Source organism: Xanthomonas sp. NCPPB 1638, from assembly GCF_041475635.2.
Classification (GTDB): domain Bacteria; phylum Pseudomonadota; class Gammaproteobacteria; order Xanthomonadales; family Xanthomonadaceae; genus Xanthomonas; species Xanthomonas cucurbitae.
The window spans coordinates 4,285,638-4,307,656 of sequence record NZ_CM192984.1 but is presented as its reverse complement, the minus strand read 5'-3'; the positions used below and the strand labels follow the sequence as shown (position 1 = coordinate 4,307,656).

General features: G+C 65.8%; 17 protein-coding genes. 14 read left to right on the top strand and 3 right to left on the bottom strand.

Features of this window, described 5'->3' with window-relative positions; genetic code table 11:
• The first annotated feature begins 103 nt into the window (after nt 1-103).
• The 4 genes from ACCQ13_RS18700 to ACCQ13_RS18685 are packed head-to-tail and all read left to right on the top strand — an operon-like array spanning nt 104 to nt 8,335.
• Complete coding sequence (locus tag ACCQ13_RS18700) at nt 104-1,654, top strand: TIGR02677 family protein (RefSeq protein WP_159407749.1); 1,551 nt, start codon at nt 104-106, stop codon at nt 1,652-1,654.
• Complete coding sequence (locus ACCQ13_RS18695; RefSeq protein ID WP_104605190.1) at nt 1,651-2,916, top strand: TIGR02678 family protein; 1,266 nt, start codon at nt 1,651-1,653, stop codon at nt 2,914-2,916. Before ACCQ13_RS18700 ends, ACCQ13_RS18695 begins: the two co-directional genes overlap by 4 nt.
• Entirely contained in the window at nt 2,913-7,067 is a 4,155-nt protein-coding gene (locus tag ACCQ13_RS18690; RefSeq protein ID WP_208800412.1) for a TIGR02680 family protein, read from the top strand. The genes ACCQ13_RS18695 and ACCQ13_RS18690 overlap by 4 nt, the downstream gene beginning before the upstream one ends.
• The gene (locus ACCQ13_RS18685) at nt 7,064-8,335 is read left to right on the top strand and encodes a TIGR02679 family protein (protein ID WP_159407748.1); all 1,272 of its coding nucleotides are present in this window, start codon (nt 7,064-7,066) and stop codon (nt 8,333-8,335) included. The genes ACCQ13_RS18690 and ACCQ13_RS18685 overlap by 4 nt, the downstream gene beginning before the upstream one ends.
• Before the next feature lie 67 nt (nt 8,336-8,402).
• On the opposite strand, the gene putA is transcribed toward ACCQ13_RS18685, so the two are convergent.
• Entirely contained in the window at nt 8,403-11,603 is a 3,201-nt protein-coding gene (putA, locus tag ACCQ13_RS18680; protein WP_159407747.1) for a bifunctional proline dehydrogenase/L-glutamate gamma-semialdehyde dehydrogenase PutA, read from the bottom strand.
• Nucleotides 11,604-11,882: 279 nt separating this feature from the next.
• Here putA and ACCQ13_RS18675 point away from each other — a divergent pair, with 279 nt between their 5' ends.
• From ACCQ13_RS18675 to ACCQ13_RS18650, 6 genes are read left to right on the top strand one after another with little or no spacing between them, the layout of a single operon-like run.
• Nucleotides 11,883-12,359, top strand: a complete 477-nt coding sequence (locus tag ACCQ13_RS18675) for a DUF2244 domain-containing protein (protein WP_159408035.1) — start codon at nt 11,883-11,885, stop codon at nt 12,357-12,359.
• Nucleotides 12,360-12,375: 16 nt separating this feature from the next.
• Nucleotides 12,376-13,302: a cytochrome c oxidase subunit II gene (coxB, locus tag ACCQ13_RS18670; protein ID WP_159407746.1), complete on the top strand. Its 927-nt coding sequence runs from the start codon at nt 12,376-12,378 to the stop codon at nt 13,300-13,302.
• A 39-nt stretch (nt 13,303-13,341) separates the two neighbouring features.
• A complete protein-coding gene (gene ctaD, locus ACCQ13_RS18665; protein WP_104605180.1) occupies nt 13,342-14,946 on the top strand; it encodes a cytochrome c oxidase subunit I in 1,605 nt (534 codons plus the stop codon).
• Nucleotides 14,927-15,100, top strand: a complete 174-nt coding sequence (locus tag ACCQ13_RS18660) for a hypothetical protein (RefSeq protein WP_010374673.1) — start codon at nt 14,927-14,929, stop codon at nt 15,098-15,100. Before ctaD ends, ACCQ13_RS18660 begins: the two co-directional genes overlap by 20 nt.
• Complete coding sequence (locus ACCQ13_RS18655; RefSeq protein ID WP_159407745.1) at nt 15,097-15,693, top strand: cytochrome c oxidase assembly protein; 597 nt, start codon at nt 15,097-15,099, stop codon at nt 15,691-15,693. Before ACCQ13_RS18660 ends, ACCQ13_RS18655 begins: the two co-directional genes overlap by 4 nt.
• 37 nt (nt 15,694-15,730) lie before the next feature.
• Nucleotides 15,731-16,606, top strand: coding sequence for a cytochrome c oxidase subunit 3 (locus ACCQ13_RS18650; RefSeq protein ID WP_159407744.1), 876 nt, complete (start codon nt 15,731-15,733; stop codon nt 16,604-16,606).
• A gap of 81 nt (nt 16,607-16,687) precedes the next feature.
• On the opposite strand, the gene ACCQ13_RS18645 is transcribed toward ACCQ13_RS18650, so the two are convergent.
• Nucleotides 16,688-16,906, bottom strand: a complete 219-nt coding sequence (locus tag ACCQ13_RS18645) for a twin transmembrane helix small protein (protein WP_017157720.1) — start codon at nt 16,904-16,906, stop codon at nt 16,688-16,690.
• 60 nt (nt 16,907-16,966) lie between these two features.
• Between ACCQ13_RS18645 and ACCQ13_RS18640 the strand changes: the two genes are divergently transcribed.
• The 4 genes from ACCQ13_RS18640 to cyoE are packed head-to-tail and all read left to right on the top strand — an operon-like array spanning nt 16,967 to nt 20,368.
• Complete coding sequence (locus ACCQ13_RS18640; RefSeq protein ID WP_159407743.1) at nt 16,967-17,692, top strand: SURF1 family protein; 726 nt, start codon at nt 16,967-16,969, stop codon at nt 17,690-17,692.
• A gap of 27 nt (nt 17,693-17,719) precedes the next feature.
• Nucleotides 17,720-18,295, top strand: a complete 576-nt coding sequence (locus ACCQ13_RS18635) for a redox-active disulfide-containing membrane protein (RefSeq protein ID WP_159407742.1) — start codon at nt 17,720-17,722, stop codon at nt 18,293-18,295.
• A gap of 10 nt (nt 18,296-18,305) precedes the next feature.
• Nucleotides 18,306-19,469 (top strand): COX15/CtaA family protein, encoded by a 1,164-nt coding sequence (locus ACCQ13_RS18630; protein WP_104605170.1) that lies wholly within the window; start codon nt 18,306-18,308, stop codon nt 19,467-19,469.
• A 2-nt stretch (nt 19,470-19,471) separates the two neighbouring features.
• The gene (gene cyoE / locus ACCQ13_RS18625) at nt 19,472-20,368 is read left to right on the top strand and encodes a heme o synthase (protein ID WP_104605168.1); all 897 of its coding nucleotides are present in this window, start codon (nt 19,472-19,474) and stop codon (nt 20,366-20,368) included.
• A gap of 64 nt (nt 20,369-20,432) precedes the next feature.
• Here cyoE and ACCQ13_RS18620 read toward each other — a convergent pair whose 3' ends face one another.
• Nucleotides 20,433-22,016, bottom strand: a complete 1,584-nt coding sequence (locus tag ACCQ13_RS18620; RefSeq protein WP_159407741.1) for a thioredoxin family protein — start codon at nt 22,014-22,016, stop codon at nt 20,433-20,435.
• Between the last annotated feature and the right edge of the window lie 3 nt (nt 22,017-22,019).

Sequence of the window (22,019 nt, the reverse complement as noted above, 5' to 3'; positions counted from 1 at the left end):
GCTTGGATTTACTCCGCACCATGGGCACAATTCAGGCATGAGTGCAGTTTTTGTGCAAGTCCGATGATCTCTCTGCCGGACTCCATCTTGCGAAGGCAACAACATGCAGACGCGTGACGTTTCGCGAACCGCTGCAGCAGCTGATCTGTTTCGTCATGTGACGGCGGACAAGGCAAGCGTGTATCGCTCGATCATGGCCGTGTTTGCCGGCGCGAAGCGTCAGTATCGTCTCCAGTTGCGGCCGGACGAGGTGTTCGCTGAAGCATTGTGGGAAGGTGAAGTCCCCACGCAGGAAGACATCACGGCGGCACTCGCGCAGTTATCGACGTGGGGAAATCTCGAGTCGCAGCCGGACATGGCCCGCGTGTCCACACTCAACGACTATTACCGGGCACGCTACATCTATCGCCTCTCGCGTGGCGGTGAAGCGGTAGAAGTGGGACTGGACGCGTTCGAGCGGAATCTGCGTCACCGCGCCGAGCTGCAAACCGTAGCGTTGGAGGACATCGACAGTCGTCTACAGGCCTTGCGGCAGTTGCTGGCAGATGTGGCCGCGACGCCGCAACGGCTCGATAGCGCAAAGGCGCACGCCATCCTGCGTGACCTGGTGCGGGTGTTCGAGGACCTGGCCGCCAACGCGCAGGCATTCATGGCGGGGGTGGCACGCAGCCTGGAGTTACAGCAAGCCGATGCGACGGCGCTGGTCGCCTACAAACGCCGTCTGATCGAGTACCTGGAACGTTTCATGGGTGATTTGATCCGCCGCTCCGACACCATCGCTCGCACCCTGCAACATATTTCCCTGTCGATCGATAACGTGCTGCAACAGGTCGCCGAGCGAGAAGCGCGGGATATCGCGCCAGGCGATCCTGGTGAGCTGGCGGACGAGGCGAGCCGCCGACGGGCAATTTGGCAGGAGCGCTGGAAAGGGTTGTGTGGCTGGTTTCTTGCCAGTGGCAATGAACCTCCGCAAGCCGAGCTGTTGCGTGCACGCGCCCGCGCAGCCATCCCACAGTTGCTGGGCGCGATTGCCGCAGTCAATGAGCGCCGCAGTGGTCGTAGCGATCGGTCGGCCGATTTCCGCGTGTTGGCACAGTGGTTTGCCGCATGCAACGGCGATGCGCAGGCGCACCGCCTCGCACGCGCGGCATTCGCGCTACAGCCGGCCCGCCACTTTTCACTGGAGACCTCGTCCGATCAGGACGTCACCGCCAGCACCTCCTGGCTGGACGCGCCACCGCTGACGATCAACCCCCGCCTGCGCGAATACGGGGAGGCCGCGCCGCGCGGCCCACTGGCTCGGGTGCGTGACCGTAGCCGGGAGCGTGCATTGATGGCGCAACAGTTGGCCGAGGAGTCGCAGCAGGTCGATGCTGCACGGCGTCGGCTGGCAACCGGGCATCCCACCAGGCTGTCAGAGCTGGGCCACCTGGATGCGCACGCGTTCGGACTGTTCCTGAGTCTGCTGGGTGAAGCTCTCGCAGACCAGGCCAACCCCGACCAGGCGGTCGAACGCCAGACCGGCGATGGTTTGCTGCAGATCCGTCTCGAGCCGTTGGCCGTGGGCAGCCGTGCCGAGATCCACACACCTGCGGGAATCTTCAGTGGGCGCGATCATCTGCTGATCATCCGTTCAACACAGGCGCGCGCATGAGCGCACAGGTCTCCCGTCGCCGCGCGGTGCCCGTTGGCGAATTGCAGAAATCCCAGCAACAGGACGAGTTTCGCCGCGCATTGCGTGGGCTGCTGATGCAGCCGCTGATGGCGCCGGGTCATGCGGATTTTCCGGCGGTGCGACGGCAGGCAGAGCGACTGCGGGAGTGGTTCGCGCGCGAAGCCGGTTGGCCGTTGCATGTGGACCGCGAGGGGGCGCGACTGTTCAAGCGTCCGGCCGATCTGTCCGATCCCACCCGGGGCCTGCCTGATTACGACCGCCGTCGCTACGTCCTGCTATGTCTTGCCTGCGCGGTGCTGGAGCGCGCCGATCCGCAGATCACCCTGCGCTTGATCGGCGAGCGGATCGTGCAGCAGGCCGCCGACCCGGCGTTGGAGGCACTAGGGTTTGCCTTTACCATGCGCAGCGCCACCGAACGGCGCGAACTGGTCGTGGTCTGTCGCACGTTGCTCGAACAGGGCGTGCTCGAGCGGGTGGCCGGTGAGGAGGAGAATTTCGTGCAGGAGAATGGCTGGCAGCAGTCCGACGCGTTGTATGACGTGCATCGTCGCTTGCTGGCCGACCTGCCGGCAGCGGTGCGCGGGCCGTCCACCTGGCGTGTGGAAGAGATGCCGACCGATATCGAGATGCGGCTACGTGCCCTGGTGAGCGAGTTCACCGTAGACAGCGAACAGGGGCGGCGCGATGCCATGCGCCATCATCTGACGCGCCGTTTGCTCGATGATCCGGTGCTGTATGCCGACACCCTGGACGAGGAAACGCGTGGCTATTTCACCAATCAACGCGGTGTGTTGGCCAGCCGGTTGTGCGAGGCCGCCGGGTTGGTGGCCGAGCAGCGCGCCGAAGGGCTTGCGCTGGTCGATGAACATGGTCAGTTGACCGACGTGGCAATGCCTGCCGAAGGAACCGAAGCGCATGTCACCTTGCTGGTGGCTGAGTATCTGGCTGGATGCCTGCGTCAGGCGCGTGCGCCCTTGCTGCTGACAATGGCCGAGATCGAAGTGTTCCTGCGCGACGCCGCCGGGCGCTACGGCCGTTACTGGCGCAAGTCGGCGCGTGCGCCGGGCGCGGAGCGCGAGTTGGCGGCGATCGCCGTGGATCGGCTCTGTCGGCTGTGCCTGTTGGCCCGTGAGACCGACGGGCTGCGCCCATTGCCGGCCATCGCGCGTTTCTCGCTTGGCCAGACCACGGTGCGGGACGCCCAAGGCGAAAATCTCTTGCTGGCCGATCCTGAATCATGACCGAAGACCTGCTGTCCCTGTCGATGACCCAGTCCAGAACTGCGCTGCCCGAACCCCGGCGCGAGCGCTGGCAACCGCTGCGCCTGGGTCTGGTGGAGCTGTTTCATTACGACAGCGAGGAATTCTGGTTCGAGGACGGCCACCTGCTGTTGCGCGGCAACAACGGTACCGGCAAGTCCAAGGTGCTGTCGTTGACCTTACCGTTGTTGTTCGACGCGCAGTTGCGTTCGTCCAGGGTCGAACCCGATGGCGACAGCGGCAAGAAGATGGCATGGAACCTGTTGCTTGGCAGCTATCCGCGCCGTATTGGCTACAGCTGGATCGAGTTCGGCCGTCGTGATCGGGACGGTCGTGCGCATTACCTCACCCTGGGTGTCGGATTGTCGGCGGTGGCGGGCAGGGCGCAGGTGGACAGTTGGTACTTTCTGATCGAAGGCGATGGAACGCACGCGAGCCCACGCATCGGCCAGGATCTGTGGCTGACCACCAGTCAGCGCCAGGTGCTCACGCGAGAACGCCTGCGCGAGGCGCTGAGCGGCCGTGGCCAGGTGTTCGAAAGCGCGCAGGGCTACCGTCGGGCGGTGGACGAGCATCTGTTCCAGTTGGGGCAGCGCCGCTACGACGCGTTGATCGACACCCTGATTCAATTGCGCCAGCCGCAATTGTCGAAAAAGCCCGACGAGACCGGGTTGTCCAACGCCTTGAGCGAATCACTGCCGCCGCTGCCGGGCGAATTGCTCGGCGACGTGGCCGAAGCGCTCAATCAGCTGGAGGAAGACCGCGATCAGTTGGAGCAGACGCGCCGACTGGAGCAAGCCATCGCGCAGTTCGACCGGCGCTACCGTGTGTATGCGGGCATGCTGGCGCGCCGGCAGGCGCGCGAACTTCGGCAGGCACAGACCGGCTTCGACAATGCCAGCGAAGCACGTCACCAGGCGCAGGCCGACTACGAGCAGGCCAAGCGCGACGAAGACGACGCCAGTCAAGCCTCTGAAGCGGCCAGGCAAGTGTATGCGGTCGCGCGCGAGCGGCTGGAAACCCTGCAGAGCGATCCCGACAACAAAGAGGCCAACCGACTGGCCCAGGCGGAAAAGGATGCCGAACAACGCGCGCGCGAGTCGCAGGCAGCCCGCGCGCACGGTGAGAGGGCGGCAGCGACGCTGCGCCGCGAATCCGAGCTTGGACGGCAGCGTGCCTTGCAGGCGGACAACGCGCGCGCGGCAATGGACACCGAGCGTTCCCAGACACTGGACACTGCCCGCAGCATCGGCCTGGATGTGGACGTCGTCGTGCATCCGTTGCTGGCGTTGCCCGCCGAGGAGCTGGCGCAGCGCCTACTGGAGTCAACCGCCACCGCCGAGAGCCTGCAGGCGCTAGCGTCGCAGCGGCGGCAGGATATCGCTGCGCTGCGTCGTCGTCATGGTGAGGTGGACACCCAGCAGGCAGCGGCGGCGGCGGCGGAGGAGCATGCCCAGACCACGCGCGATGACTGCAACGACGCGCTGGAACGACGCGCGCATGCGGATCGTCAGACCGAACAGGCCGCTGACGCATTGGTGCAGGCATGGAGCGGCTATTGCGACACGCTGGTGCAACTGCGCCTGGAGGCGGCCGTACCGTTGCAGCAGCTTGCCGAATGGACCACCCGTCCCGAAGGCGACAATCCGGCCCACGCAGCCTTGTCGGCCGCCCGCCAGGTCGCCTTGGAGAGATACACCGTGCGCGCGGTGGAATTGCGTGCACGGCAGGAGCACCTGCGCCTGCAGGACACGGCGTTGAGAGACGAGCGCGAGCGCCTGGTCGCAGGCGAAGAGGCCGTTCCGCCCGAGCCGGTGACACGGGCTGCCGGCGTGCGCGCGCAACGCCAGGGTGCACCGCTCTGGCAGCTGGTCGATTTCCAGCCGCAATTGAGTGCATCCGAGCGCGCCGGACTGGAAGCGGCACTGGAAGCCAGCGGTTTGCTCGATGCCTGGTTGTCGCCGGATGGCGCGCTGACGGATCAACAAGGTCGTCCTCTGCTGGATACGAGCTGGCTCCGTCATGCGCCAGTGGCCGGCACGCGCTTGAGTCATGCACTGATACCGGCGTTGCCTGACGCCTGCGCGATTGCGGAACCGTTGCTGGTCGACGTGTTGGCCGGCGTTGCCTATGGCGATCACGACCAGCCCGATGCAGACACCTGGTTGTCGCCCGACGGGCGCTTCCGCCTGGGTGCATTGGCTGGTGCGTGGCAAAAGCCCGAGGCGCGTTATATCGGTCGAAGCGCCCAGGCCCGCGCGCGCGAACAGCGCTTGCAGGAGATCGCCATCGCGTTGGCTGCACTGCAGGCCGAGATGGCCGAATGCGCGCTCCATGGCGAGACGCTCGATGCCGATCGTCGCCAGGCCGACGAAGAATGGGCACGCGCGCCCTCCGAGCGTGCGCTGCACGCGGCGATGTCGACCGCGCTATTGGCGGGTGAGGAGGCCGGGCGCGCCCGGCAGCGGCTGGAACTGGCCCAGACGCGGCAGCGCGACGCCGACGCCGCCTTGCAGGCGGCACGTGAGCAAGTACAGCGCACGGCGCTCGATTTGCACCTGCCGGCGGCAGCAGCGCAATTGCCGGAGGTCGAGCAGGCCCTGGAGCGCTTCGACCGGACCCAGGGGCGGCTGGTCCAGGCCGTGCGCGAGTGGCAGCGCGCCTGGCCGGAACAGGTACAGCAGCGCCAGCGCGAAGACGAGGCGCAGATGGCGTTGACGCGGGCAGACGAGGGCTGCTTGCTTGCGGACGAACAGGCCGAGCAAGCGCGCATCCGCTTCGAGACGTTGCGGCACTCCATCGGGCAACAGGTCGAGGAGCTGCGCCGCAAGTTGGCTGCCGCTCGCAGCGAACGCGATCACGCCGAGACCGCGCTTGAGCTGTGCCGCACCGCGCAGAGCGATGCGGCCAAGGGACATGCCGTGGCCGCCGCGCGTGCCGGGCAAGCCGAAGCGCAGCTGGCCGAACGCGTCGCCGAACGCCTGGCTGCGGTGGAACGCCTGCAGCAATTTGCGCACAGCGGCTTGCTCGCGGCGGCATTGCCGGACGTGCAGCCACCTGAGCAATGGACCGTCGATCCAGCCTTGCATCTGGCTCGCCGCGTCGAACAGGCGTTGGCGCAGATCGTGGACAACGAGGTGGCCTGGACCCGCGTGCAGAAGCAGATCTCCGAAGACCTCAGCGAGCTGCAGCGCGGGCTGAGCGCACTGGGGCATCTGGCGGTGTCCGAACCCAACGATTGGGGCGTTACCGTTGCCATCCAGTACCGCGGCCGCGCCGAGCGCCCGGACACCTTGGCGCGGTTGCTGGCCGAGGACATCGCCCAACGCAGCGAACTGTTGTCCGCGCGCGAGCGTGAAGTGCTGGAAAACCACCTGCAGGCCGAGATCGCCTCCGAAATCCAGCGATTGATGCGTGCTGCCAATGATCGCGTCGATGCGATCAACGATGAATTGCACAAGCGTCCGACCACCACCGGGGTGCGCTATCGGCTGCAATGGGAGCCGATGTCCACCGAAGAAGGAGCTCCGGTCGGGTTGGACGCTGCACGCAAGCGCCTGCTCAATACCAGTGCCGATCTATGGTCGGCCGAAGACCGTGCAACGGTCGGTAGCATGCTGCAACAGCAGATCGCCGCCGAGCGTGCACGCGCCGACGCCGATGCCACCGGCCGCAGCCTGATCGACCAACTCGCACACGCGCTGGATTACCGCCATTGGCATCGCTTCCGGATCCAGCGCCAGCAGGACGGCCAGTGGCGCAAACTGTCCGGTCCGGCCTCCAGCGGTGAACGCGCACTGGGTCTGACCGTGCCGCTGTTTGCCGCGATCGCCAGTTTCTACGGCCATGGCGGTAGCCCGCTTGCGCCCCGGTTGATGTTGCTCGACGAGGCGTTTGCCGGCATCGATGACACCGCACGCGCGCATTGCATGGGATTGGTGCGCGAGTTCGACCTGGATTTCGTCATCACCAGCGAGCGCGAATGGGCGTGTTACGCCGAATTGCCCGGTGTGGCGATCTGCCAGCTGCAACGGCGCGAAGGGGTGGATGCGGTGTACGTCTCGCGTTGGACCTGGGACGGCCGCGCCAAACGCATCCAGGACGATCCCGACCGCCGCTTTCCGCCGACATGACCAAGGCCGCGGCGATCGCGCCGGCCGACCCGCGTCTGCAGCGGTTATTGGGCGGTGACGAACTGGCTTCGGTCCGCCAGCGCCTGCGCCGCCGCTACGAGCAGGCCGGCCCCGAGGCCGTGCCAGGCATCATTCGTCTGGGGGGACTGGATGCCGCTGCATATTCGGCATTGGCGCAGCTGGCCGGCCTTCCCTCGCGCAGGGCGCGCTCGATCACCCTGGATGTTGTCGAACTGGATGCGCGGCTGCGCGCGGCAGGCTTGGCCGATTCGCTACGCGATGCACTGGAGCGTTTGGAGGGGCCGATCGTTGCACACGCCAGACTGCGAAACGCGCTGCAATCCCGATGGTCGGCACTGTTGATCGATATCCAGGTGGCCAAGCTGCTGCGTGACTGGCTGGACCAGTCGCCTGCCGCGTTGACGCTGCTCAAGCGCCTGGCGCGCGAACCCGATCGTGCGGATCTGATGCTGCAGGCGGCCGACAACGTGCTGGCCCGGCTCCCGGCCAGTGGCGTGCCGCGCTCGCAGTTGTCTGCCGAGCTGCTTGGCGATGCACATGCGCTGGACCCCGGCAGGCCGGTGGCGACGATCGTACTGACTGCATGGCGCTGGTACGAAGGGACGCAAGATGCCGGCAGGCCAGGCACGGCAGGCGATCCCGACGATGCGCGCGTACGCCATGTGTGGGCGCGGGCCGGCGTGCTGGTCAGCGCACTGGCCCGGCCGGCGTTGTATTTGAATCTGCCGATGCCCGGCCAGGACGATTTCACCCGCAGGTCCGGTGAGCCGGGTTATCTGTCGTTGCGGCAGCTGCTGCGTCACCGGCCGGCGTGGCCAGTGGCAGGGCGCCGCATCCATGTCTGCGAGAACCCGGACATCGTCGCCATCGCGGCCGACCGTCTGGGCGCGGCCTGCGCGCCGTTGATCTGTACCGACGGCATGCCGGCCGCCGCCCAGCGCATCCTGCTGGATCAATTAACCGCCGCAGGCGCGCATCTGCATTACCACGGCGATTACGACTGGCCTGGCATCGGCATCGCCAATCTGGTCATGCGGACCTGGAATGCGCGGCCCTGGCGATTCGGGACGGCCGATTACCGTGCCGCCGTCGCACAGGCACCGACGCGGCCGCATGAACTGAGCGGCGATAGCGTCCAGGCCTTGTGGGATGCCGAGTTGACGATGGCGATGGCGTCCCACGGCGTCAGTATCGCGGAGGAAGCGGTCGTTGCCAGTCTGCTTGTCGACCTGCAGGGCACGCGCTGAACAGCGCGTGCCACCGGATACATCGACGCGCAGGGCGAGCAGTCGCTGCCCGCCCTGCCCGCGGTGGTCAGTCGCCCAAGGTCAGCAGCGAGGCGTTGCCACCTGCGGCAGTGGTGTTGACGGTGACAACCTTCTCGGTGGCAAAGCGCAGCAGGTAATGGGGGCCGCCGGCCTTGGGACCGGTGCCCGACAAGCCTTGGCCACCGAACGGCTGCACGCCAACGACGGCACCGATCTGATTGCGGTTGACGTAGACATTGCCCACTGCAACGCGCGAGGTGATGCGCTCGATGGTCTCGTCGATGCGCGAATGCACGCCCAGGGTCAGGCCGTAGCCGGTGGCATTGATCTGATCGATCACTGCATCAAGCTGGTCGGCTTGCCAGCGAATGACGTGCAGCACCGGACCAAAGATCTCGCGCTGCAACTGTGCCAATGCGGTGAGCTCATACGCACGCGGGGCGAAAAAGCTGCCATGTGCGGTGCCTGCATCGAGCGAGGTCGTGCCGATCAGGCGCGCCTCCCGGTCCATGCGTGCTGCGTGATCGTCCAGGATCTTGAGTGCCTCTGCATCGATGACCGGACCCACATCGGTGGACAACGCAGCTGGATCGCCGATCTTCAATTGGCCCATGGCGCCGGCCAGCATGGTCATGACCTTGTCGGCGATGTCGTCCTGGACGAACAGCACACGTGCCGCAGAACAGCGCTGGCCAGCGGACATGAAGGCGCTGGAGATCGCATCCTTGACCACGGCCTCTGGCAGTGAGGACGAGTCGGCGATGAACGCGTTCTGGCCACCGGTCTCGGCGATCAGCACGCCGATGGCCGCATCGCGCGCGGCAAGGGTGCGGTTGATGATGCGCGCGGTGTCGGTGGAGCCGGTGAAGGCCACACCGGCCACGCGCGCATCGTTGGTCAGTGCGGCGCCCACCGTGGCGCCATCGCCGGGCAGCAACTGCACCGCTGCCTCCGGCACACCGGCTGCGTGCAGCAGTTTGACTGCCGCAAAGCCGATCAGATTGGTCTGCTCGGCCGGCTTGGCAATGACGGTGTTGCCCGCTGCCAACGCCGCGGCCACCTGGCCAAGGAAGATCGCCAGCGGGAAATTCCACGGGCTGATGCAGACGAACACACCACGGCCATGCAGCTGCAGTTCGTTGGATTCGCCAGTTGGGCCGGGCAGGCGCTCGGGGGCACCGAACTGCACGCGCGCCTGGCCGGCGTAGTAGCGCAGGAAGTCCACCGCTTCGCGCACCTCGGCGACGGCGTCGGGCAGGGTCTTGCCGGCCTCCCTGACGCAGATGGCCATGAACTCGGGCATGCGCGTTTCCAGCAGGTCGGCGGCGTGCTCCAGGATGGTGGCCCGGCTGGCGGCCGGGGTGCGATTCCATGCTGGCTGCGCGGCGGCGGCTGTGGCCAGTGCCTTTTGTACGGTTGCAGGATCTGCAGGTTGCCAATGCCCCACGGTCTGGCGGCGGTCCGCCGGATTGAGCACGGCCTGGCTGGGCGTGGAAATCACCGCGCCGGGCACCAGCGGCGCAGCCGTCCACGGCTTGATCGCGGCGTTGAGTTGCTCGGCCAGCTGCCGCAGATCGTTGTCGTTGGCGAGGTTGGCGCCCATGGAGTTCTTCCTGTTCTGGTTCTGGCTGCGCAACAGGTCGGTCGGCAGCGGGATCTTGGGATGCGGGATGGAGGCGAACGAGGACACCGCTTCGACCGGATCGCGGATCAGGTCTTCGATGGCGACGTCCTCATCGGTGATGCGATTGACGAAGCTGGAATTGGCGCCGTTCTCGAGCAGACGGCGCACCAGATAGGGCAGCAGATCCTCATGCGAACCGACCGGCGCATACACGCGGCAGGGCAAGCCCAGGCGATCGGCCGGAATCACTTCGGCATACAGGTCATCGCCCATGCCGTGCAGCTTTTGATGTTCGTAGGTCTTGCCGGCCGAAATCGCACGCACCGCGGCGATGGTCTGTGCGTTGTGCGTGGCAAACATCGGATACAACGCATCGCTGTGCGCAAAGATGCGGCGCGCGCAGGCCAGGTAGGACACATCGGTGTTCTGCTTGCGGGTAAACACGGGGTAGCCGGGGTGCCCCTCGATCTGGGCGCGTTTGATCTCCGCATCCCAGTACGCGCCCTTGACCAGCCGCACCGGGATACGCCGACCCACGCGGCGGGCGAGGTCGGCCAGGAAATCGATGGTGTAGGGCGTGCGCTTCTGATAGGCCTGCACGGCCAGTCCATAGCCTTCCCAGCCGTCCAGCGAGGGATCGGAGAAGGTGGCCTGGATGATGTCCAGTGACAGTTCCAGACGGTCGGCTTCTTCGGCATCGACGGTGTAGCCGATACCATAGGACTTGGCCAGCTGCGCCAGCTCCAGCACACCGGGTACCAGTTCGGCCATCACCCGTGCGCGCTTGGCGTGTTCGTAGCGCGGATACAGCGCAGAGAGCTTGATCGAGATGCTGGGCGCGGCGAACACATCGGTGCCGACGAAGCGGCCGCTGCGGCCGATCGCATGGATCGCATCGCGATACGCCTGCAGATAGCGCTGCGCATCCTGCATGGTGAGCGCGCCTTCGCCGAGCATGTCGAACGAATAGCGGTAGTGGGCATTGTCGCCCTTGCGCGAACGCGCCAGTGCCTCGCCGATGGTCCTGCCCATGACGAACTGATGGCCCATGATCTTCATGGCCTGGCGCACGGCCAGGCGGATCACCGGCTCGCCGACGCGGCCGATCAGGCGCTTGAACGCACCAGGCACATCGGCGCGGGTGAGGTCGTTGAGCTGCACCAACCTGCCGGTGAGCATCAGGCCCCAGGTGGAGGCGTTGACCAGCACCGAGTCGCTGCCGCCCATGTGCTTCTTCCAGTCCGCATCGCCCAGCTTGTCGCGGATCAGCTTGTCGGCGGTGTCCTGGTCGGGAATACGCAGCAGCGCTTCGGCCACGCACATCAGCAGCACGCCTTCCTCGCTGCCCAGGTCGTACTGGCGCATGAAGGCTTCGATGGCGCCCTGATCCTGCGCGCGGGCACGCACGCGGCTGACCAGGTCGGCGGCAAGCGCCTGCACCTTGGCCTGCTCGGCGGCCGGCAGACGCGCCTGGTCGAGCAACTCGCGCATGTGCTCGGTTTCGTCCTTGAGCCAGGCAGCGGTGATGGCGGCGCGCAAGGCACCGGGCGCGGCCGGCAATTCGGGCGCCAGCAGGGGCTGTGCGATAGCGGAAGTGGCAAGTGGGTCGGGCTGAGCGTGCATGCGAAAGGTGCCTGGGAATCCGCGCACATTCTAGAGAGCCATGGCGGTCGCGCACTTGTGCGGATGCGGCAGCTTTCCCGCCGTTTTGTGCAGGTCGCCTGCGCAGGCGATGACCCGTCCGCTGGCGGGGCGTGCATCCCCGATCTTTCCGTGAAGTGGTTGATTTTTTGCGTACTTTTAGCTGCACTGCAGCAAATTTCCGATTGCCGGAAACGCTTGCCGCATGCGTCGGCGCGGGTCTACCATCGAGCTGTTCCCGCAGTGCACTGCGTGTTATCAATGATCGAAGTGCTGCCGTTGATGTCCGAAAGGGTCGGGACGCAGTTACGGTTGCGGCCTCCAAGGGCGCTGTCGTTCCGGCAATTCGTGCTGTTGTTCGCGGTTCTGGCTGGAATGATGTGGTTGTTTGCGGGCCTGGGGTGGTGGACCGGCAATGTATTCGCGCCGGTATTCGCCTTGTTGCACAGTGGTGTGGTGGCGTTGGCGCTGCGGCAGTTGTGGCGAAGCGGCGAGCGCGAAGAAGCGATCCAGGTAGGGGAGACCGCTGTCGAGGTGTTTCCGTCCGGGCACGCGCCACCAGCGTTTCAGGCACATCCGCATTGGGTGCGGTTATGTGTGGAACGCGATGACAGGGTGCTGTTGGTGAGCAGCGGCAGGCAGATCGAGATCGGAAGTTTTCTCGGGCCGGCTGAACGTGTGGAACTGGCAGATACGCTGAAACGCTTGCTCGCGGCCGCCAATGGCCGTCACCGATGACGTAAGGGTCTAGGCAATGACGCAACGCAGCAGCTGGAAGTCGATGTACATGCGGTTGGGATTGGCCGTGGCAGCGCTGGCGAGCGCGCCGGCGGCGTTGGCGCAGTCGGCCGACCCCGCGGCGTGGCAGCTCAACATGGGCCGCGGGGTGACCCAGACCGCGCGCATGGCCTACGAGGCGCACATGGTGGCGCTGTGGGTCTGCGTGGTGATCGGCGTGCTGGTGTTCGGCGCGATGGGCTATGCCATCTTCAAATTCCGCAAGTCCAAGGGCGCGGTGGCTGCACAGTTCAGCCACAACACGCGGGCCGAAGTGCTGTGGACGGTGATTCCGGTGCTGGTGCTGATTGCCATGGCCTGGCCGGCAACCGCCAAGCTGATTGCGATGTACGACACCCGCGAATCGGAAATGACGGTCAAGGTCACCGGCTACCAGTGGATGTGGAAGTACGAATACCTGGGCCAGGGCGTGGAGTTCACCAGCCGGCTGGCGCGCGAGTCCGACCGCATCCGCCAGAGCGGCGAGCGTCCCACCATGGCCTCGCAGCCACATTACCTGCTCGACGTGGATAACCGGCTGGTATTGCCGGTCGGTACCAAGATCCGCTTCGTGATTACCGCCGACGACGTCATCCACGCGTGGTGGGTACCGGCGCTGGGCTGGAAGCAGGATGCCATCCCGGGCATCGTCAACGAAGCCTGGACCAATATCGAGCAGCCGGGTGTGTATCGCGGGCAATGCGCCGAGCTGTGCGGCAAGGACCACGGGTTCATGCCGATCGTTGTCGAAGCCCTGCCCAAGGCCGAGTTCCAGCGCTGGCTGGCTGCGCGTCGCAACGCTGCGCAAGCGGCGCCGGCTGCCGCACCTGCAGCCCCCGCGCCGACGCCGGCCGGTGACGCCGCACCCGCACCGCCGGCCGCCGCACCGACCGCCGCTCTCTAACCGCACGCAACCGCATCGTTTCGCAGAGGTCGTTCCGTCATGGCGCATACCGCAGTCGATCACCACGGACACCACCAGCCCGGTTTCGTCGAGCGCTGGTTCTTTTCGACCAATCACAAGGACATCGGCACGCTGTACCTGCTGTTCTCCTTCGTGATGTTCATCATCGGCGCGGCGATGAGCGTGGTGATCCGCGCCGAACTGATGCAACCCGGCCTGCAGTTCGTCAAACCCGAATTCTTCAACCAGATGACCACCGTGCATGCGCTGGTGATGATCTTCGGTGGGGTGATGCCGGCCTTCGTGGGCCTGGCCAACTGGATGATTCCGCTGCAGATCGGCGCGCCGGACATGGCGTTGCCACGCATGAACAACTGGTCGTTCTGGCTGCTGCCGGTTGCCTTCACCTTGCTGCTGCTGACGCTGTTCCTGCCCGGCGGTGCGCCGGCCGGTGGCTGGACGCTGTATCCGCCGCTGTCCTTGCAGGGCGGCTACAACGTGGCCTTCAGCGTGTTTGCGATCCATGTGGCCGGCGTCAGCTCGATCATGGGCGCGATCAACATCATTGCCACCGTGCTCAACATGCGTGCACCGGGCATCGATCTGCTGAAAATGCCGATCTTCTGCTGGGCCTGGCTGATTACCGCCTTCCTGCTGATCGCGGTGATGCCGGTGCTGGCCGGCGCGGTGACCATGCTGCTGACCGACAAGTTCTTCGGCACCAGCTTCTTCAACGCGGCAGGCGGTGGCGATCCGGTGATGTACCAGCACATCTTCTGGTTCTTCGGGCACCCGGAGGTCTACATCATGATCCTGCCGGCGTTCGGCGTGGTCAGCGAAATCATCCCCACCTTCAGCCGCAAGCCGCTGTTCGGCTACCAGGCGATGGTCTATGCCATCGCGGCGATCGCCTTCCTGAGCTTCATCGTTTGGGCCCACCACATGTTCACCGTGGGCATGCCGCTGGGTGGCGAGATCTACTTTATGTTCGCCACCATGCTGATCTCCATCCCGACCGGGGTGAAGGTGTTCAACTGGGTCAGCACGATGTGGAAGGGCTCGCTGACCTTCGAATCGCCGATGCTGTGGGCGGTGGCGTTCGTGATCCTCTTCAGCATCGGCGGTTTCTCGGGCCTGATGCTGGCGATCGTGCCGGCCGACTTCCAGTACCACGACACCTACTTCGTGGTGGCGCATTTCCATTACGTGCTGGTCACCGGCGCGGTGTTCGCGCTGATCGCGGCGGTGTACTACTGGTGGCCGAAATGGACCGGGCGCATGTACAACGAGGCCTGGGCCAAGTTCCATTTCTGGTGGACGATGATCTTCGTCAACCTGCTGTTCTTCCCGCAGCATTTCCTTGGTCTGGCCGGCATGCCGCGGCGCATTCCCGATTACAACGTGGTGTTCGCCGATTGGAACCTGGTCAGCTCGATCGGTGCGTTCGGCATGTTCGCCACGCCGTTCCTGATGGCCGGCATCCTGCTTGCCTCGTTGCGCAGTGGTGCCAGGGCCGATGCGCGCGCATGGGAAGGCGCCAAGGGGCTGGAGTGGACGGTGCCGTCGCCGGCGCCAGCGCATACCTTTACCGTGCCGCCGGTGATCAAGCCTGGAGATCTTGCCCATGAAGACATCGGTCACTGAGTCCGCCTCGGAGCCGGCGGTGACGCGCCTGCTTTCGGCGGCCGAGCGCCAGGCGCAGCAGCGCCGCGCAGTGCGGCGTACGGCGATCACGGTCGGCATCATCGCGTTGCTGATCTACGCGGGGTTCATCGCATCCGGAGTCATCGGGCGGTGAATGCCCGCGCGCGCGCGCCTGCACCCACGGCTGGCTTGTTCAAGCTGCTCGGTGTGGTGCTGGGCGTGTTCGTGCTGACGTTTTCCCTTGTACCGCTGTATCGCATTGCCTGCGAAAAGGTCTTCGGTATCCGCATGGAGCGCGCGCCCGGTAACGTGCGGGCAGGCGCGGGCACGCTCGCCGTGCCGGGCAAGCGCACGGTACGGGTGGAGTTCGATGCCGGGGTCAATTCCAAGTTGCCATGGACCTTCCATCCCGAGCAGATGACGATGGATGTGGTGCCGGGCGAACTCAATGAAGCGCTGTACTTCGCGCGTAACGACAGTACGCGTGCGGTGGTCGGCAGCGCGGTCCCGTCGGTCGCGCCAGCGCGTGCATCGGGCTATTTCAACAAGACCGAATGCTTCTGCTTCACCGCGCAGACCTTGCAGGCCGGCGAGACGCGCGACATGCCGCTGCGTTTCATCGTCGATCCGGCGCTGCCGCCGGAAGTCACCACCATCACCTTGTCCTATACGTTCTACCGCAACGACGCGCTGACCTCTGAATTGCAGGGGCCAGGCGCTTCCGGCGCGCCGCGCGCCGCACCTTAACGTCCATCCACACTCACCACGACACGGAAGCAACGCCATGGCCGATCACAGTCCCAACGCCGATGCGTATTTCGTCCCGAGCCAGAGCAAATGGCCGTTTGTCGGCTCGATTGCGATGTTCGTGATGATGATCGGCGTGGCCAGCTGGCTCAACGATGCGGCCTGGGGGCGCTGGACGTTCTTCGCCGGCATGGCGATGTTGCTGGCGACCTTGTTCCTGTGGTTTGGCGATGTCATCCGCGAATCCAATGCGGGCCACTACAACCGCCAGGTGGACGGGTCGTTCCGCATGGGGATGGTGTGGTTCATTTTTTCCGAGGTGATGTTTTTCGCCGCGTTTTTCGGTGCTTTGTTCTACACGCGCGTGCTCACGCTGCCCTGGCTGGGGGGCGAGGGCGATGGCGTGATGACCAACGAATTACTGTGGAATGGCTATTCGGCCGGCTGGCCCACCAACGGCCCGGGTACGATCGGCGGGCAGTTCCAGACCATTCCGGCCTGGGGACTGCCGCTCATCAATACCTTGATCCTGCTCACCTCGGGCGTGACGCTGACCATCGCGCACCATGCGTTGAAGGGCGGGCGCCGTGGCGCGCTGCTGGTGTGGCTGGGGCTGACGGTGCTGCTGGGCTGTGTGTTCCTGTTCCTGCAGGCGGAGGAGTACATCCACGCCTACACCGAACTCAATCTCACCCTCGGTTCGGGCATTTATGGCTCGACCTTCTTCATGCTCACCGGGTTCCATGGCATGCACGTGCTGCTGGGCACCATCATGCTGGCGGTGATGTGGCTGCGCGTGGCCAAGGGTCACTTTACCCGCGACAATCACTTCGCCTTCGAAGCGGCGGCATGGTATTGGCACTTCGTCGACGTGGTGTGGCTGGCGCTGTTCCTATTCGTGTATGTCCTTTGAGAATCGGGAATCGGGAATCGCAAGAGCGAGCCCGCTTATGCCTTTGCGATTCCCCATTCCCGATTCCCCATTCCCGGCACGTCAGCGGCCGATGCCATGCGGCTTGATCCAGCCGGTGTAGATGCCGAGAATCACGATGGCGATCAATGCCACCGATAGGCCGATGCGCCAGGTGAGTGCGTTGACGGTACGTTTGGTCTGGCCGCGGTCGGTGAGCAGGTAGTACAGGCCGGCACCCAGGTTCCACAGAATCACGATCAGGAAGGCGACAATCAGCAGCGTCTTGAGCGAATCGTTCACAGCAACCCCGGGGGTCGTCGACATGGTGCGACCATTGCACGCTTTTTTGCGTTGCTTGTCATGACGCGCAGGCACACGGCAGTGCTGGGATGGATGTTGGCGGTGCTGGTGAGCGGAGGATTTGCGGCGCTGGGCCAGTGGCAGCTGCAGCGCATGCACAGCAAGCAGGCATTGCTGGAACGCGCGGCGCATGTGCGGGAGCAGCCATTGACCCTGGTGCAGGCCCTGGCCAGCCCACAGGCGCTGAGCTGGGTGAGCGGGCGTGTGCGCTTTGTGCCGCAGCAGGTGTTGTTGGACAACCAACTGCATGATGGGCGTGCGGGTGTGCGCGTCTATCAACTCGCTGCGGTGGAAGGCGCATCAGCAGCGCTACTGGTCGATCTCGGCTGGCTGCCGTTGCCGGCGAATCGGCAGTTGCCCACCCTCGCGACGCTGGACGGTGTGCGCGCCGTGCAGGGCTTGCTGGGTGCGCCGCCGTCGGCAGGGCTGGCGATCGGTCCTGCACTGGCACCCACTGCCACCTCGTCCACCTGGCTGGCCACGCGGCTGGACCCGGAGGCAGTGCGTGGGGCCTTGGGCAGGCGCGACATTTCGTCGCAGGTCCTGCGGCTGGATCCGGCTGTGCCCGTGGGCTACGTGCGCGATCTGGAGATGCTGCCGAACACGCTGCCGCCCGCGCGGCACTTGGGTTATGCGGTGCAATGGTTCGGGCTGGCGGCTGCGGTGATGAGCACCGCTGCACTGCTGACCTGGCGTGCGCGGCGTCGCCGCCGACGCGGGCACTGACGCCTGCGGCATGAGAAAATCGCCGGCATGACTCTCTCCCCATCGGCCAACCCGCACGCGGTCAAACGCGGCCGCAGAATGCTGATTGCCCTGGCGGTGCTGTTCTTCGGCTCGATGGCGCTGGCCGGCGGACTGCGCTTTGCCGGGTGGCAGCCTGCGTCGATGCGCAACAACGGCCAATTGCTCAACCCGCCGGCCGACCTCCGCGCGCTGAAGCCTGTGCGTGCGGATGGGCAGCCATATGCGTGGGCACCGGGCGAGCGCATGTGGCGTATCGCGCTGGCACCGCCGGCCGATTGCATGCAGCAGTGCCTGGCATTGGCCGCCGAGCTGGACAAAGTGTGGCAACTGCTCGGACACCGTGCCGACAAGGTGGAGGTGCTGTGGATCGGTACGCCGCCGGCCGGGCTGCCGCCGATGCCGGCCTTGCGCGTGCTGCGCGACGACCTGCAGCTGCGCGGCGCGCTGCCGCATGCAGACGATGCGGCCGGCGTGCCGGTGTATGTGATCGACCCCAACGGCTTCGTGATCCTGCGCTATGCCCCGGGGTTCGACCCGGCTGGCCTGCGCGCCGATCTGGTCAAGCTGCTGAAATTGATGTGAGCCCGTTTCGATGAATCTGTTTGCACCACCGGCACTGTTCCGCCACTTCCACCGCATGGCCTGGCTGGCGGCGTTGTTCACTGCGAGCACGATCCTGTTCGGCTCGTTCGTGCGGCTGTCCGATGCCGGCATGAGCTGCCCGGACTGGCCGACCTGCTACGGTCGCGTGACCTGGCCGCAGACCACCGACGAAGCCAATACGCATGTGGCCAGCAAGATCCGGCCGCTGGAGTCGCACAAGGCCTGGCGCGAGCAGGTGCACCGCTTCCTGGCCGGTGCGCTGGGTGTGGAGGTATTGGTGCTGACGCTGCTGGCTGCGCGCCGCCGTCGCATGGGCATCGCCCAGGTCGTCTCGGCCGCGGTGCTGGTGGCGTTGTCGATTCCCTTGTACATGTCTGGCTGGCACGGATTGGCAATGGGCGTGGCGCTGGCCGGCGAGGCCATCCTGCTGCTGGCCGCGCTGCGCTGGAGCAATATCGACCTGGCGCGCGCGGCGGTGCTGACGCTGGCGGTGGTGATCTTCCAGGCGCTGCTGGGCATGTGGACGGTGACGCTGCTGCTCAAGCCCATCGTGGTGATGGGCCATCTGCTGGGCGGCATGTTGATGTTCTCGCTGCTGGTGTGGATGGCCTGGCGCGCCACGCACTTGCCGATCACGCTGGCCGACGCCTCGCGGTTGAAATGGCTGCTGCGGCTGGGCGTGGTGGTGCTCGGCCTGCAGATTGCGCTCGGTGGCTGGGTCAGCGCCAACTACGCCGCGCTGGCGTGCGGCGGCGGTAGCTGGTCGGCCGACAACTTCCCGCGTTGCGTCAGCCAGTGGTGGCCGCCGCACGACGTCCGCGAGGGCTTTACGCTGTGGCGCGGGATCGGCGTGGATTACGAAGGCGGCGTGCTCGATGGCGCGGCGCGTATCGCCATCCAGATGGCGCACCGGCTGTGGGCGATTGCGACCGCGCTGTACTTGTGGTGGTTGGCGTGGCGCTTGTCACGCTCGCCAGGCATGCGGGTGTGGGCAGGCGCATTGGCGTTGCTGGTGGCCGTGCAGGTGACGCTGGGCGTTCTCAACGTCAAGCTGGCGCTGCCGCTGGAAGTGTCGGTACTGCATAACGGTGGCGCGGTGGCACTGTTGTTCGTGCTGGTCTCCCTGTTGGCGCGGTTGCGCGCGCCGGAGTGAGCATGGCTGTCAGCGCACGCGATTACTGGGATCTGACCAAACCTAAGGTGGTGGCACTGATCGTGTTCACAGCGCTGGTGGGCATGTTCCTGGCCATTCCCGGCATGCCGTCGTGGGTGCAGGTGCGCACCGGTGCGCTGGGCTTTCTGGGCATCTGGCTGGCGGCCTCGGCAGCGGCGGCGATCAACCAATTGCTCGACGCCAAGATCGATGCGCAAATGGCGCGTACCTCGTGGCGTCCGCTGGTGGTAGGCAAGGTGCGGCCGTGGCAGGTATTGGTGTTCGCCAGCGCGCTGATCGCCGTCTCCATGACCCTCCTGGTGGTGTGGGTGAATGTCATCACCGCAGTGCTGACCTTCGCCTCGTTGATCGGTTATGCAGTGATCTACACCGTGTACCTGAAACGCGCCACCTCGCAGAACATCGTGATCGGCGGGTTGGCCGGCGCCACGCCGCCGATGCTGGGGTGGGCCGCCGTGACCGGGCTGCCGACCACGACGGACTGGATCAATGCCTCGCTGCTGGTGCTGATCATCTTCATCTGGACACCGCCGCATTTCTGGGCGCTGGCGATCTTCCGCCGTGCCGACTACGCCAAGGCGGCGATCCCGATGTTGCCGGTGACCCATGGCGTGCCGCACACGCGCAAGCAGATCCTGGTGTACACGATCGTGCTGGCGATCGTGACGTTGCTGCCGGTGGTGGTGGGCATGAGCGGGGTGTTCTACCTGGGCGGCGCGCTGGTGCTCAACGTGGTGTTCCTCTGGTACGCCTGGCGCATGCTCGATCCGCCGGACGAGCTGTTTTCGATGAAGATGTTCGGCTACTCCATTGTCTATCTGATGGCGCTATTCGCATTTCTCATGGTCGATCACCTGCTGTTGCCCTGGGTCCGATAGAACGCGCATGCCAGGCCGGGATGCTGCGTGCGGCGGCAGGCAGGCCGCCGCAGGTGTCCAGGTCTCAACTCAGCCAGCTGGCGCAGTCGCTGGCATTCTTGCTGCCGCAGCTGGACTGCATCTTCTTCTGTAGCCGCGCGAGGACCGCACTGCCGTCTCGACGATGCTGCGTGCTCCAGCGTTTCAGGGCTGCGGCGAGCGTGTCGAAACGTTGCCGGGTGCGCTGGCGGTAGCCGTCCGGTTGCCCGGCCAGTTCGCCAATCACCTGCGTGGCGGCGGTTTCGATGCCTGTCGTGTCGTCCGGGCTGAGCCGGATCAGTCCATCGACATACAGCACACCCCATTGCACGCGGGTGGCGGGGCCCTGTGCGCTTTCGTACGCCTTCTTGAGCCATGACAGGGCGGTTTTCTTGTCGCCGCGGTGTTCGGCCAGCTCTGCCAGTTCCGGCATGTAGTAGTACGGCGTCCTGGTCCGCGAGAGTTCTGCCAGCAACAGCTGTTCGGCGCCACTGCGGTCACCCACCTCACTCAGCAGGGCCGCTGCCGTGCTGATGGTGGACTGGCGTTCTTCATCGGTCCTGGCGGCCTGGCTCGCCCACTGCACGCGTTGGCGCACGGTAGCGACGACCTCCTGCGGAAGCCGCGGCTGGGGATCCTTCGTTTCGGCCTCGGTCGGTTGGCCCTGTGCCAGACGGGCGAGCTGGATGCGCGCGAACGCGGTGCCGAGCCTGTCGGAGACCGGCAGTGTGGGGTCGGCGTAGACCTTGTCCAGGGCATTGACCACGGCGGTGGACAGCGTGGCGCGTTCGCCGGCATCGGCGCTGGCGGCCGCGACCAGGCGTGCCGGCATGTAGTTCAGTGAGCCGAGATTGGCGCGTACCTCTGCCGGATCGGCCAGCACGGACTCAAGCAACGTGCGATAGGCCGGAGTGGGGGCGGGCGGGTCCTTCGTCGCGGTGAGTGCTTCCAGGGCAAAGCTGCGCTGTAGCGCGGGCTGCGGCGCCACCGTGGAAAGCCGGGTCAGTACGCCCGCTGCGTCCTCGCGCTTGAGCAGGCGGTCGTCGGTGCCCCAGGCGTAGTTGCCGAGCACCGACCAGTCGTCCGCCGTCAGGGTCTGTGGCGCATGCAGCGCGGTGTCCAGCAGCTGTTTGACGGTACTGGTGCTGCTGGCGGCAACGCGCAGCACGTCGACCAGGCGGGCGTTATCGGCGTCGCCGGCCAGGCGGGTGATCTCGCTGCGGTCCGGACGCAGCACGATGATGGTGGGGTAACCCTTGATGCCGAAGCGTTCGCCCCAGGCCTGCGCACCCTCCGAATCGCCATCCAGGTGCACGGCGACGAATTGCCGGGTACGCGCGATGAACGCCGGGTCCTTGAACAAGGTGGCCTTGAGTCGATTGCAGGGCGGGCACCAGGCTGCGCCCCAGTACAGCAGGACCGGCTTGCCGGTCTCCCTGGCTTCGGCGAAGGCATCGTCCACATCGCCTTCGCGCCAGGCGATGCTGGACGCGGGAGCCGGCGTTGCAGTTGCCCTGGCCGCTGTTGCCGCTGTCGCCGGGGTCTCGGGCTTGTTGCAGCCTGCCAGGGACGTCAGGGCTGCCAGCAGCGCGATCGCGCACGGGCACGGGCGTCGGAACGACAACGTCATGGC

What these genes read in the sequence shown, in the direction of transcription:
- ACCQ13_RS18660 (WP_010374673.1), top strand. Translation starts at nt 14,927, where the DNA reads ATGAAGACATCGGTCACTGAGTCCGCCTCGGAGCCGGCGGTGACGCGC.
- ACCQ13_RS18650 (WP_159407744.1), top strand. Translation starts at nt 15,731, where the DNA reads ATGGCCGATCACAGTCCCAACGCCGATGCGTATTTCGTCCCGAGCCAG.
- cyoE (WP_104605168.1), top strand. Translation starts at nt 19,472, where the DNA reads ATGGCTGTCAGCGCACGCGATTACTGGGATCTGACCAAACCTAAGGTG.
- ACCQ13_RS18690 (WP_208800412.1), top strand. Translation starts at nt 2,913, where the DNA reads ATGACCGAAGACCTGCTGTCCCTGTCGATGACCCAGTCCAGAACTGCG.
- ACCQ13_RS18620 (WP_159407741.1), bottom strand. Translation starts at nt 22,016, where the DNA reads ATGACGTTGTCGTTCCGACGCCCGTGCCCGTGCGCGATCGCGCTGCTG.
- ACCQ13_RS18700 (WP_159407749.1), top strand. Translation starts at nt 104, where the DNA reads ATGCAGACGCGTGACGTTTCGCGAACCGCTGCAGCAGCTGATCTGTTT.
- coxB (WP_159407746.1), top strand. Translation starts at nt 12,376, where the DNA reads ATGACGCAACGCAGCAGCTGGAAGTCGATGTACATGCGGTTGGGATTG.
- ACCQ13_RS18635 (WP_159407742.1), top strand. Translation starts at nt 17,720, where the DNA reads ATGACTCTCTCCCCATCGGCCAACCCGCACGCGGTCAAACGCGGCCGC.
- ACCQ13_RS18685 (WP_159407748.1), top strand. Translation starts at nt 7,064, where the DNA reads ATGACCAAGGCCGCGGCGATCGCGCCGGCCGACCCGCGTCTGCAGCGG.
- ctaD (WP_104605180.1), top strand. Translation starts at nt 13,342, where the DNA reads ATGGCGCATACCGCAGTCGATCACCACGGACACCACCAGCCCGGTTTC.
- ACCQ13_RS18695 (WP_104605190.1), top strand. Translation starts at nt 1,651, where the DNA reads ATGAGCGCACAGGTCTCCCGTCGCCGCGCGGTGCCCGTTGGCGAATTG.
- ACCQ13_RS18630 (WP_104605170.1), top strand. Translation starts at nt 18,306, where the DNA reads ATGAATCTGTTTGCACCACCGGCACTGTTCCGCCACTTCCACCGCATG.
- ACCQ13_RS18675 (WP_159408035.1), top strand. Translation starts at nt 11,883, where the DNA reads ATGATCGAAGTGCTGCCGTTGATGTCCGAAAGGGTCGGGACGCAGTTA.
- putA (WP_159407747.1), bottom strand. Translation starts at nt 11,603, where the DNA reads ATGCACGCTCAGCCCGACCCACTTGCCACTTCCGCTATCGCACAGCCC.
- ACCQ13_RS18640 (WP_159407743.1), top strand. Translation starts at nt 16,967, where the DNA reads ATGACGCGCAGGCACACGGCAGTGCTGGGATGGATGTTGGCGGTGCTG.